Source organism: Streptomyces sclerotialus (assembly GCF_040907265.1).
Taxonomy (GTDB): Bacteria; Actinomycetota; Actinomycetes; order Streptomycetales; family Streptomycetaceae; genus Streptomyces; species Streptomyces sclerotialus.
This window is the reverse complement of the sequence record NZ_JBFOHP010000002.1, coordinates 1,811,827-1,824,247: the sequence shown is the minus strand read 5'-3', so window position 1 is coordinate 1,824,247 and position 12,421 is coordinate 1,811,827. Positions and strand designations below refer to the sequence as shown.

Here is a 12,421-nt window from a genome sequence, read left to right as displayed (position 1 = left end):
TGCCGTCACCGCCGGGCGGGAAGGTTGACGCACATGCCTGCCGGAATCGACTCCGGGGACACCGCCTGGCTGCTGGCCGCCACCGCGCTGGTCCTGCTGATGACGCCGGGGCTGGCGCTGTTCTACGGCGGCATGGTGCGCGCCAAGAGCGTGCTGAACATGCTCATGATGAGCTTCACCGCCATCGCCGTCGTCACGGTCGTCTGGCTCGCGATCGGATACAGCCTGGTCTTCGCCCCGGACACCGGCGCAGGCCTGATCGGCGGCCTGGACCACCTCGGCATGCACGGCATCGGCCCGAAGAGCGTCACCGGCACCGTGCCGACCGCCCTCTTCGCCGCCTTCCAGCTCACCTTCGCGATCCTGACCGTCTCCCTGATCAGCGGCGCCATCGCTGACCGCGCCCGGTTCGGTGCGTGGGTGGCCTTCGCCGCGCTCTGGACCCTGCTCGTCTACGTACCGGTCGCCCACTGGGTGTTCGCGCCCGGCGGCTGGATCCTGGACAAGCTGGGCGCGCTGGACTTCGCGGGCGGCACCGTCGTCGAGGTGAACTGCGGGGCCTCCGGTCTGGCTCTCGCCCTGGTGCTCGGGCCGCGGCTCGGTTTCGGCAAGGAAGCGATGCGGCCGCACAGCCTGCCGCTGGTGGTCCTGGGCGCCGGTCTGCTCTGGTTCGGCTGGTTCGGTTTCAACGCGGGGTCCGCCGTCGCCGCTGACGGCAAGGCCGCCATGGCGCTGCTCAACACCCAGGCGGCCGGCTGCACCGGTCTGCTCGGCTGGCTGCTGGTGGAGAAGCGCCGGGACGCGCACGCCACCACCCTCGGCGCGGCCTCCGGAGCGGTCGCCGGCCTCGTCGCGATCACCCCGTCCTGCGGCTCGGTCGGCATCTGGGGCGCCCTCGCCATCGGCCTGGTCGCGGGCGTGGTCTGCTCCTACGCCGTCAACTGGAAGTTCCGCTTCGGCTACGACGACTCGCTCGACGTCGTCGGCGTCCACCTCGTCGCCGGTGTCATCGGCACGCTGCTCATCGGCTTCTTCGCGACCTCGGACATGACCGGAGGACCGGCAGGCCTGCTCTCCGGCGGCGGAGCGGGGCAGCTCGGCAAGCAGCTCGTCGCCGTGCTCGCCACCGGCGCGTACGCCTTCCTCGTCAGCTACGCCCTCGGCAAGGCCATCGACAAGGTCATGGGCTTCCGCGCGGCCCCCGAGCACGAACGGACCGGCCTGGACCAGACGATCCACGCCGAGACCGCCTACGACCACGGCGTACTCGGCCACGGCACGGTAGGCCGCCGCGACCCGGCCGGCCACCTCCCCGGCGGCGCCACCACCCTCATGCACCGCGCGGACCGGGAGCCCGGGGACTGATACGGAGGCGGGCGGGCGCGGAGGGGCGCGTCGGCGTGGTCCGGGGGCGGAGTGCCGCTCGTCTCGTCGCGCAGGGGGCTTACCGCAACGAGGGGACCGCGCCGCGGCGCGCCGCCGTGCTTCCGGGGCTCCTGGTGCCGTCCGTCCGTGGGCAACCCGGGTGACGTGAAGGGCCGTCTAGGTCCATGTCATACGACGTATGACACTTCACATCACAGGGGGATGCCTCATGGCATTACGGACATACGATGTGGTGGCACTTCAAGTTCCGATTGTGTACGACACGTGGGGGGACCACGACCCGGACGGGATGATCTACGCGCTCGCGGCGGACGAGCCCGAGCTGCGCAGGGTCCGGGAGAGCTTCCCGGACCCGTTCCCGCACCCGATCGAGGAGCCGGAGCGGCTCCCGGAGCCGCACCCGCTCGTCCGGCCGCTCGTGCTGCGTGCCAACGTCGGCGACAAGGTCGTGGTGCGGTTCCGCAACGAACTGCCGCAGCGCGCCGGTATCCACGCCCAGGGCGTCGGCTACGACGTCCTCGAAGCGGACGGCGGCCAGGTCGGCAGGAACCCGGACTCCGCCGCCGCACCGGACGGCGGCCGCCGGACCTACGTCTGGCGGTGTGACGAGGAAGGAACCTTCTTCTTCGGCGACCTCGCCGACCTGCGCGGCGCCGAGCACGGCTCGAACGCGCACGGCCTGTTCGGCGCGCTGATCGTGGAGCCGCGTGGCGCGACCTGGACCGACCCGGTCACCGGCGGGCCGCTGGCGTCCGGCCTGTACGCGGACGTGCACGTGCCCGGCGGGCCGAGCTTCCGCGAGTACGCGGTGTTCATGCACGACGAGACGCACAACCACAACCCCGTCCTGCCGCCGCACCCGCGGTACCACTGTGACCTGCCGCGCCCGCACACCCACTCCGTGGCCGCGGGCGGGGAGCGGCTGGCGCCCGACCTCTTCGGCGACCAGGACCCGGGCAACGGCGGGCACGGGGGCGGGCACGACGACGGGCACGCCGCGTCGATGATGCTGATGAGCTACCGCACCGAGCCGATGGGCTGGCGCGCGTTCGCCTACGAGCGGATGCTGGCGAGCGGGGAGCTCGACCCGGTGCGCGACCAGATCGTCGGCGAGGAACAGCACCACAGCTCCTGGCTGTTCGGCGACCCGTCGACCCCGCTGCTGCGCGCCTACCGGGGGGACCGTACGCGGATCCGGCTGGTGCACGCCGGGATCAAGGAGACGCACGTCTTCCACCTGCACCTGCACCAGTGGCGGGCGGTGCCCGGCAACGACGACTCGCCGCTGATCGACTCCATCTCCATCGGCCCGCAGCAGGCCTTCACCATCGAGACGACCGCCGGCTCGGCCCAGCGCGCGTACGGTGACGCGATCTTCCACTGTCACCTGTATCCGCACTTCCACTCCGGGATGTGGGGCATCTGGCGGATCTTCGACACGCTGCAGGACGGGTCGGGGCGTTACCCCGACGGGACGCCGATCGCGGCCCTGCGGCCGCTGCCCGGCAACCCCGAGCAGCCGCAGCCGCCGACCGCCGAGCGGCCGGGATACCCCGCCTTCATCCCCGCCGAGTTCCCGCAGAAGTCGCCCCGCCCGCCGCGCACCCCGCACATGCCGGAGGGCATGGGCCGGGAGCCCACCGCCCTGGAGCGCGCGGCGTTCGTCGACGACCCGCAGCCGGGCGAGGCGTTCACCAGGGTGACGCCCGCGGGTGTCACCCCGCCGGTCCGCCGCTACCACCTCGTCGTGCTGGAGGCGCCGGTCACGTACTTCGACGGCGGCAACGGCCACCCGGGCGGGGACGCCGGGCACGGCAGCCGGTGGTACGACCCGCGCGGCCACCTCTTCGCGCTCAAGGAGGAGATCGACGAGGCCGGCGGCGTCGAGGAGTTCCGGCGGCAGCTGGCCGAAGGCCACCGGCAGGTCCAGCCGATCGCGATCCGCGGGCGCAAGGGCGAGGTGCTGGAGTTCACGCTGACCAACGCGCTGCCGGTCGGCTGCCAGGAGGAGACCGCCTTCGACCAGGTACTGCCCTTCCAGCCCGAATGCGGACTGCACGTACACCTGGTCAAGTTCGATCCGCTGGTGTCGGACGGCGCCAGCGTGGGCTGGAACTACCTCTCCGGTACCACCACCACCGACCAGGGCGCCGAGGACTTCGCCCGCTACAACTCCTGGATGTACCGCTGGTACTGCGACGAGGAGTTCGGCGTCGTCTTCTTCCACGACCACCTGCTCGCCAACGAGCGGCAGCGGCACGGCCTGTTCGGCAGCATGATCGCCGAACCGGAGGGCGCCGTGTGGGTCGACCCGCACGACCACGACCGCGAGGTGCGCAACGCCAACCAGGCGGTGGTGCGGCTCCCGGACGGCACGGCCTTCCGCGAACAGATCCTCGGCGTCGCCGACTTCGTCCCGCTCTTCGAGCGCAAGGACGGCCGCGACGACCCGATCAACCCGCCGGAATTCCCCGGCCAGCTGGAGGACCACGGCGCGATGGCCGTCGGCTACCGCTGCGAACCGCTGCACGAGAGGGGCGACGAACCGGCCGACTGGTTCTCCAGCGACAAGCACGGCGACCCCGGTACGCCACTGCTGCGCGGCTACCCCGGCGAACCGGTCCGGCTGCGGCTCTACCAGGGCTCCCACGAGGAGCAGCACGGCCTGATGGTGCACGGCATGCGCTGGCGGGCCTGGCGCGACGACCCCGCATCACCGCTGCGCGACCACCAGACGCTGGGCATCTCCGAGGCGTTCAGCTTCCACCTGGACGAGTACCGCGGCCCTGGCGACTACCTGTGGCTCTTCGCCGGCATCGACGACACCTGGATGGGGTGCTGGGGGCTCTTCCGGCTGCACGAGGAGGAACAGCCGGACCTGCCGCCGCTGCCCGGCCGCCGCACCGCCGACGCACTGCCGCCGTTCCGCTCCGCACAGGCCCGGCGCTACCGGGTGCGCGCCCGGAGCAAGGAGCTGCGCTACAGCGACCAGCGCTCCGACCCGTTCGGCGTGGAGTACCGCACCGACGGCCAGCCCGAGAACGAGCCGCTGATCATCCGCTGCCGGGTCGGCGAATGGGCGGAGATCCGGCTCCGCAACGAACTGGCGGTGCCGCTGACGCCCACCCCGTTCGACCCGCCGCTGCCCGCCAAGGACGACCCCGCGACCCGGGAGATCTCCCAGCGGGTGTCGCTGCACGCGGGCGGCCTGGTCCGCTACGACGTACGGACCGGCGACGGGGCGCACATCGGGCGCAACCCCGACGGCACGGTGGGCCCGGGCGACGAGATCGTGTACCGCTGGTACGCCGACACGCCCGGCGCCGTCCTCCTTCAGGACCGCGCCGACCTGCGCACCCACCGCCACCGCGGGCTGGTCGGCGCGCTGATCGTCGAGCCGGCCGAGGTCACGCCCGAGCGCTGGACCGGGGCGCGGACCCTGCTGCGCGGGCCGGACGGGCCGCCGGTCCACGAGCTGGTCCTGATCGTCCAGGACGGCATGCGGCACTACCACGACGGCGACCCCGACCAGCCGGTGCGCGATCTGCAGGACGACCCCGAGGACGCGGGCCAGAAGGGCATCAACTACCGCAGCGCCCACCTGGTGCCGTCCCGCCCGTCGCTGGCCGACCCACGCCCGCCGACACCACTGCTGGAGTGCCGATCGGGCGACCGCATCCGTCTGCACCTCGTCTTCGGCACGGACAAGCCGCGCAACCACAGCTTCGAGGTGCACGGCGCGACCTGGCCGATGGAGGAACACCTGCGCCGCCCGCGGGTCGGCTCCCTCGGTGCGCTGAGCCCCGGCAGCGTACGGACCCTGGACCTGACGGCCGGCGGCCCCGGCGACTACGCGTACCGCAGCGGAGTGCTGCGCTGGACGCTGTCGGAGGGGGTGTGGGGGATCATCCGCGTCCGCGGCTGACCCGGCCCGTACGGCCTGCTCGGCCGCGATAGCCGGAAACGCCTCAGGGGCCATCCGAAGATGACCCCTGAGCTGCAAAAACACCGTCGGGACGACAGGATTTGAACCTGCGACCCCTTGACCCCCAGTCAAGTGCGCTACCAAGCTGCGCCACGTCCCGGTGCCTGCTCCGGTCCGGGTTCCCCGGCCGGTGCGTGCAGAAGAAATTTACCCTGTCCGGCCCCGTGCGCCAAAAACGGGGTCGGGGAGGCGGCGGATCGGGCCACCGGCGATGCCGCGCGTACGGGGTGCTCCGGTGTTTCAATGCGGCTATGAGCGAGGTCGCGGACGTACGGGTGCGCCGGGTGTACGAGCGGGTGGAGTCCGGCGACGGGGCGCGGGTGCTGGTCGACCGGCTGTGGCCGCGCGGCCTGTCGAAGGAGGCGGCGCGCCTGGACGCCTGGCTGAAGGACGTCGCGCCCTCGTCGGAACTGCGCAAGTGGTACGGGCACCGGGCGGCGGCGTACGAGGAGTTCGCCGAGCGCTATCGGGCGGAGCTGGCGGCGGAGCCGGCGCGGGGTGCGCTGCGGGAGCTGCGGGAGCTGGCCGGGCAGGGGCCGGTCACCCTGCTGACGGCGACCAGGGAACTGGACCTCAGCCATACGACGGTGCTCGTGGAACTGCTGCACAAGGGCGTCTGAGAGGTCTAGCGCACCCCTCCTGACCTGCACTGTTGACGAAACATACGGAGGACTGCATAGTTATACCTGTCAGTGCATGGACCGTAAGGAGAATCCCGTGACCGAGCGCGTCGTACTCGCCTACTCGGGCGGCCTGGACACCTCCGTCTGCATCGGCTGGATCGCCGAGGAGACGGGCGCCGAGGTCATCGCCGTCGCGGTGGACGTCGGCCAGGGCGGCGAGGACCTGGACGTCATCCGCAAGCGCGCGCTCGCCTGCGGTGCGGTCGAGGCCGAGGTCGCGGACGCCAAGGACGAGTTCGCCGACGAGTACTGCCTCCCGGCGGTCAAGGCCAATGCGCTGTACATGGACCGGTACCCGCTGGTCTCCGCCCTCTCCCGGCCGGTCATCGTCAAGCACCTGGTCGCCGCCGCGAAGAAGCACGGCGCGACGACCGTCGCGCACGGCTGCACCGGCAAGGGCAACGACCAGGTCCGGTTCGAGGCGGGCATCTCCTCCCTCGCTCCCGACCTGAAGTGCATCGCCCCGGTGCGGGACTACGCGATGACGCGGGACAAGGCGATCGCCTTCTGCGAGGAGAAGAACCTCCCGATCGCGACCACCAAGAAGTCGCCGTACTCCATCGACCAGAACGTCTTCGGGCGGGCCGTGGAGACCGGCTTCCTGGAGGACATCTGGAACGCGCCCATCGAGGACGTGTACGAGTACACCGCGAACCCCGCCACGCCGCGCGACGCCGACGAGGTCGTCATCACCTTCAAGGAAGGCGTGCCGGTCGCGATCGACGGCAGGCCCGTCACCGTCCTCCAGGCGATCCAGCAGCTGAACGAGCGGGCCGGCGCCCAGGGCGTCGGCCGGATCGACATGGTCGAGGACCGGCTGGTCGGCATCAAGTCCCGGGAGGTCTACGAGGCCCCCGGCGCGATCGCCCTGATCACCGCCCACCAGGAGCTGGAGAACGTCACCGTCGAGCGCGAGCTGGCCCGCTACAAGCGGCAGGTCGAGCAGCGCTGGGGCGAGCTGGTCTACGACGGCCTGTGGTTCTCGCCGCTCAAGCGCGCCCTGGACGGCTTCATCGCCGAGGCGAACCAGGCCGTCTCCGGTGACATCCGGATGACCCTGCACGGCGGCCGCGCCGTCGTCACCGGCCGGAAGTCCGACCAGTCGCTGTACGACTTCAACCTGGCGACGTACGACACGGGCGACACCTTCGACCAGTCGCTGTCGAAGGGCTTCATCGAGATCTTCGGCATGTCGAGCAAGATCGCCGCCAAGCGCGACCTGGCCTGACCGGCCGACCCGGTAACGTCCGTACCGCACTGCCGCCTCCCCGCCCGTCCGGCGGGGAGGCGGCGGTACACGACATCAGCTTTGAGGAGCGAAGCAAGTGAGCAACGGCAACAGCGGTGACGTCCGGCTCTGGGGCGGCCGTTTCGCGGACGGTCCCGCGGAGGCCCTGGCGAAGCTGTCCGCGTCGGTCCACTTCGACTGGCGGCTCGCCCCGTACGACATCGCCGGCTCGCGAGCCCACGCGCGCGTGCTCCACAAGGCGGGCCTGCTGACGGCCGACGAGCTGGACCGCATGATCGCCGGCCTCGACCAGCTGGAGGTGGACGTCGCCGACGGCAGCTTCGTCGGAACGATCGCCGACGAGGACGTGCACACCGCGCTGGAGCGTGGCCTGCTGGAGCGGCTCGGCCCCGACCTGGGCGGCAAGCTGCGGGCCGGCCGGTCCCGCAACGACCAGGTGGCGACCCTCTTCCGGATGTATCTCCGGGACCACGCCCGGATCATCGGCGGCCTGCTCGCCGAGCTCCAGGAGGCGCTGATCGGGCTGGCCGAGGCGCACCCGGACGTGGCGATGCCCGGCCGTACCCACCTCCAGCACGCCCAGCCCGTCCTCTTCGCGCACCACGTCCTCGCGCACGCGCAGGCGCTGTCCCGGAACGCCGAGCGGCTGCGCCAGTGGGACGACCGCACGGCCGTCTCGCCGTACGGCTCGGGCGCGCTGGCCGGCTCCTCGCTCGGCCTGGACCCCGAGGCGGTGGCCAAGGACCTCGGCTTCGAGCACGGTTCGGCCGGCAACTCCATCGACGGCACGGCCTCGCGTGACTTCGTGGCGGAGTTCGCCTTCATCACCGCGATGATCGGCGTCGACCTCTCCCGGATCGCCGAGGAGGTCATCATCTGGAACACGAAGGAGTTCTCCTTCGTGACCCTGCACGACGCCTTCTCCACCGGCTCCTCGATCATGCCGCAGAAGAAGAACCCGGACATCGCCGAGCTGGCGCGCGGCAAGTCGGGCCGCCTCATCGGCAACCTGACGGGCCTGCTGGCGACCCTCAAGGCGCTCCCGCTCGCGTACAACCGCGACCTCCAGGAGGACAAGGAGCCGGTCTTCGACTCCTGCGACCAGCTGGAGACCCTGCTGCCCGCCTTCACCGGCATGATGGCCACCCTGACCGTCAACCGCGAGCGCATGGAGGAGCTGGCCCCGGCCGGCTTCTCGCTGGCCACCGACATCGCCGAGTGGCTGGTCAAGCAGGGCGTGCCGTTCCGTGTCGCGCACGAGGTCGCGGGCGAGTGCGTCAAGGAGTGCGAGGCGCACGGCATCGAGCTCGACCAGCTCACCGACGAGCAGTTCGCGAAGATCTCCGAACACCTGACGCCCGAGGTGCGGACCGTCCTCAACGTGCCCGGCGCGCTCGCCTCACGCAGCGGCCGCGGCGGCACCGCCCCCTCGGCGGTCGCCGTCCAGCTCGCCGAGGTCAAGGCCGACCTGGCGACGCAGCGGGAGTGGGCCACGGCCAAGCAGAAGTAACTCCCTGAAGCGGCAGCGGCCGCCGTCCGGTCTCCCTGACCGGGCGGCGGCCGCTTTTGTGTGGTCCGGTGGACTGCGATGAGACTGCGGCGACCTTGGTGAGACAATGATGTCTCATTGGCGTACGATCTGTCTCATGGCCGTGGATCGAGAACGCGTACTCAAAGACGCCGCCGCCCTGCTCACCCGGAGGAGCACCGCCTCGATGGACGACATCGCGCGGGCCGCCGGGATCAGCCGGGCGACGCTGCACCGGCATTTCGCGGGGCGGGACGCGCTGATCCGCGCGCTGGAGGAACTGGGCATCGCGGAGAGCGGGCGGGCGCTGGACGCCGCCCGGCTGGACGAGGACGGTGCCGAGGCCGCGCTGCGCCGGCTCATCGCCGAGCTGGAGCCGGTCGCCGGGGTGCTGGCGTTCCTCTACACCGAGAACCAGCTCTTCGAGGGGGAAGAGATCAACGAAGGGTGGACGGCGCTCGACGCCCGGATACACGCGCTGTTCCGGCGGGGTCAGGAGGAGGGGACCTTCCGTATCGACCTGACCCCGGCCTGGCTGACCGAGGCGCTGTACGGGCTGGTCTGTGCGGGCGCCTGGTCGGTGCACGAGGGCCGGCTGGCCCGCGCCGACCGTAACCACTCCATCGCCGAGCTGCTGCTCGGCGGCGTACGAAGGGAGAGCACGCGATGAGCGGGGCGACGGCCGTGGGGGCGGCGGAGAACGGGACGGCGGAACAGCCGCGCCCGGGGCGCTGGCTCGCGCTCGGCGTGCTGGTCCTCGCGGTGCTGCTGGTCGGCGTCGACGCCACCGTGCTGGGCCTGGCCGCGCCGTACCTCAGCGAGGACCTGCGCCCGTCGGGCACCCAGCTGCTGTGGATCGGCGACGTCTACTCGTTCGTCATCGCCGGTCTGCTGGTGTCGATGGGCAGTCTCGGCGACCGGATCGGGCGCAAGAAGCTGCTGCTGACCGGGTCGGTGGCGTTCGGTGCGATGTCGGCGCTGGCGGCGTACGCGACGACGCCGGAGATGATGATCGCGGCGCGGGCGCTGCAGGGCGTGGCCGGTGCGACGCTGATGCCGTCCACCCTCGCGCTGATCCGCAACCTCTTCCACGACCCGCGCGAACGCAGCCTGGCGGTCGGCGTCTGGGGTGCGGCGGCCTCCGCGGGCACCGCGGTCGGCCCGGTGCTGGGCGGCTTCCTGCTGGGCCACTTCTGGTGGGGCTCGGTCTTCCTGATCAACCTGCCGGTGATGGTGGTGCTGGTCGCCGTCGGCATCAAGGTGCTGCCGGAGTCCCGCAACCCGAAGCCGGGACCGTGGGACCTGGTCAGCGTCGGGCTGTCGCTGGTCGGCATGATCGGTGTGGTGTACGCGGTGAAGGAGGCGGCGGCGCACGGCATCGGCGCCGGGGTCGCCGTCGCGGGCGTGATCGGTGTGCTCGCGCTCGTCGGCTTCGTCCGCCGCCAGCTGCGGCTGCCCACACCGCTGCTGGACATGAAGCTCTTCGGCAACCGTGGCTTCTCCGGCGCCGTACTGGCCGATCTGCTGACCATCCTGGGCCTGGCCGGACTGCTGTTCTTCCTGTCCCAGTTCCTCCAGATGGTGCAGGGCCGCTCGCCGCTCAACGCGGGGCTGGTCGAACTGCCCGCCGCCGTCGGCGCGATGGGCGCGGGGCTGGCCGCCGGACACGTCGCGCGCCGGCTGTCGGTGCGCGCGGTGGTGTCCGGCGGGCTGGTGCTGGTGGGGCTCGGGCTCGGCGCGTGTGCCTGGGTCAGCGCCACCACCGCGACGCCGGTCCTCGGCACGATCCTCTTCGTGGTCGGTGTCGGCGCGGGCTTCTCCTTCACCGTCACCGCCGACGTCATCCTCTCCAGCGTGCCGAAGGACCAGGCGGGCGCCGCCTCGGCGGTCTCCGAGACGGCGTACGAACTGGGCTCCGCGCTCGGTATCGCGCTGCTCGGCTCGGTCGTCACCGGCGTCTACCGGAACTTCACGGCGCCCGAGGGCGTGCCGGGCGACGCGGTCGGAGCGGCCCGTGAGTCGCTGGGCGGCGCGGTGGAGACGGCGGGCGACCTGCCGCACCGCGCGGGCGAGGCGCTGCTGCACGCCGCGCAGCAGGCGTTCACCGACGGCGTGGAGGCGGCGGCCGTGGTCGGCGGCGTCATCTCACTGGCCGCCGCGGCCGCCGCGTGGATACTGCTGCGCGGCCACCGGCTGGAGGGCGGCGACTGACCCGACGGCGGCGCGCGGTACGGGAGTACGGCGGATCGGCGCGCGCCCCGCGCCGGGGCGCGCGCCGCCGCCGGTAGCCTGCGCCGTGTCGGGACATCCGCGCTTCGGAGGAGGACTGTCATGGCACTGGCCGCCGAGGACCGCGCCGCCATCGCCGAGCTGCTCTCGCTGCACGGGCATCTGTTCGACGCGGGCGAGCTGCACCGGCTGGACGAGCTGTTCACCGAGGACGTCGTCTACGACGTCACCGACTTCGGGCAGCCGCCGCTGAAGGGTGTGTCGGCGATCCGCGAGGCCGCGCTCGCGCTGGGCGAGGCCAACCCGGTGGCCCACCACGTCACCAACGTCGTCCTCGCCGAACTGCCCGGCGGCGACGGGGTGCACGCCCTCTCCAAGGGCATCGGCGTCAACGCGGACGGCAGCTGCGGGACGGTCACCTACGAGGACACCGTCGTACGCGTCGGCGACGGCTGGCGCATCAGCCACCGCAAGGTCCTCGCCCGCCGCGCCCCGCTGGGCGGCCGGTGACCGCACGCGAACGGGCCCCCTGCCGCGGTCGGCGGCAGGGGGCCCGTTGTGTCCGGCGCGCGTCAGGCGGCCTTGGCCTTGGTGGCGTACACGTCGACGTACTCCTGGCCCGACAGGCGCATGACCTCGCTCATGACCTCGTCGGTCACGGCCCGCAGGACGTAGCGGTCGCGGTCCATGCCGTCGTACCGGCTGAAGTCCAGCGGCTCACCGAAACGGCAGGTCACCGGCGCGATACGGGGCATGCCCTTGCCGCCGGGCTGCACCTTGTCGGTACCGATCAGCGCGAACGGGACGACCGGCGCGCCGGTCATCAGCGTCAGCCGGGCGATGCCGGTGCGGCCCCGGTACAGGCGGCCGTCGGGGGAACGGGTGCCCTCGGGGTAGATGCCGAAGACCTTGCCCTCCTCCAGCACGCGGCGGCCGGTCATCAGGGCCGCGACGCCGCCGTGCCCGCCGTCCCGGTCGACCGGGATCATGCCGGCGGTGGTGAAGAACCAGGCCATCAGGCGGCCCTTGACGCCCTTGCCCTTGACGTACTCGTCCTTGGCGATGAAGTACACCTGGCGCTTGGTCGCGCGCTCCACGATCAGCGACAGGAACAGCGAGTCGATGAAGGTGACGTGGTTGCCGGCCAGGATCACCGGTCCGCTGCCTGGAATGCCGTCGAGTCCCTCGACCTTCGGGCGGAACAGGACACGCATGACGAATCCGAGAGTCGCCTTCAGCAGCATGCGGGACAACGGGTCCTCCGGGTTGACTGGTCAGTGCAGGAGTCTGCAGGTGAGGACGATACTCGCGGCTCAACCTCGATCGCACACCGGGTTCATGGGATCGATACGCAGAGTTGA

At 71.7% G+C, this 12,421-nt stretch carries 9 protein-coding genes and 1 tRNA gene; 8 read left to right on the top strand and 2 right to left on the bottom strand.

The window, feature by feature from the left end:
• Positions 1–33: 33 nt before the first annotated feature.
• Together AAC944_RS08165 and AAC944_RS08160 are read left to right on the top strand one after the other, a co-directional pair.
• Complete coding sequence (locus tag AAC944_RS08165) at positions 34–1,365, top strand: ammonium transporter (protein ID WP_078888621.1); 1,332 nt, start codon at positions 34–36, stop codon at positions 1,363–1,365.
• A gap of 274 nt (positions 1,366–1,639) precedes the next feature.
• Positions 1,640–5,311, top strand: coding sequence for a multicopper oxidase domain-containing protein (locus AAC944_RS08160; protein ID WP_368397013.1), 3,672 nt, complete (start codon positions 1,640–1,642; stop codon positions 5,309–5,311).
• Between the two features lie 86 nt (positions 5,312–5,397).
• Here AAC944_RS08160 and AAC944_RS08155 read toward each other — a convergent pair.
• Positions 5,398–5,471: transfer RNA gene (locus tag AAC944_RS08155), tRNA-Pro, on the bottom strand.
• Positions 5,472–5,622: 151 nt separating this feature from the next.
• Between AAC944_RS08155 and AAC944_RS08150 the strand changes: the two genes are divergently transcribed.
• The 6 genes from AAC944_RS08150 (at position 5,623) to AAC944_RS08125 (ending at position 11,570) form a co-directional block, all read left to right on the top strand.
• On the top strand, positions 5,623–5,991 hold the full coding sequence (locus tag AAC944_RS08150) for a DUF488 domain-containing protein (protein WP_030616223.1): 369 nt from the start codon (positions 5,623–5,625) through the stop codon (positions 5,989–5,991).
• A 97-nt stretch (positions 5,992–6,088) separates the two neighbouring features.
• Positions 6,089–7,282 (top strand): argininosuccinate synthase, encoded by a 1,194-nt coding sequence (locus AAC944_RS08145; protein ID WP_030616220.1) that lies wholly within the window; start codon positions 6,089–6,091, stop codon positions 7,280–7,282.
• Positions 7,283–7,379: 97 nt separating this feature from the next.
• Entirely contained in the window at positions 7,380–8,813 is a 1,434-nt protein-coding gene (gene argH / locus AAC944_RS08140) for an argininosuccinate lyase (protein WP_030616217.1), read from the top strand.
• 136 nt (positions 8,814–8,949) lie between these two features.
• Entirely contained in the window at positions 8,950–9,501 is a 552-nt protein-coding gene (locus AAC944_RS08135; RefSeq protein WP_030616214.1) for a TetR/AcrR family transcriptional regulator, read from the top strand.
• Positions 9,498–11,042 (top strand): MFS transporter, encoded by a 1,545-nt coding sequence (locus tag AAC944_RS08130; RefSeq protein WP_051871867.1) that lies wholly within the window; start codon positions 9,498–9,500, stop codon positions 11,040–11,042. The genes AAC944_RS08135 and AAC944_RS08130 overlap by 4 nt, the downstream gene beginning before the upstream one ends.
• 120 nt (positions 11,043–11,162) lie before the next feature.
• Complete coding sequence (locus AAC944_RS08125) at positions 11,163–11,570, top strand: nuclear transport factor 2 family protein (protein WP_030616209.1); 408 nt, start codon at positions 11,163–11,165, stop codon at positions 11,568–11,570.
• A gap of 62 nt (positions 11,571–11,632) precedes the next feature.
• Here the strand turns inward: AAC944_RS08125 and AAC944_RS08120 are convergent, their stop codons facing one another.
• Positions 11,633–12,313, bottom strand: coding sequence for a lysophospholipid acyltransferase family protein (locus AAC944_RS08120; protein ID WP_030616206.1), 681 nt, complete (start codon positions 12,311–12,313; stop codon positions 11,633–11,635).
• Between the last annotated feature and the right edge of the window lie 108 nt (positions 12,314–12,421).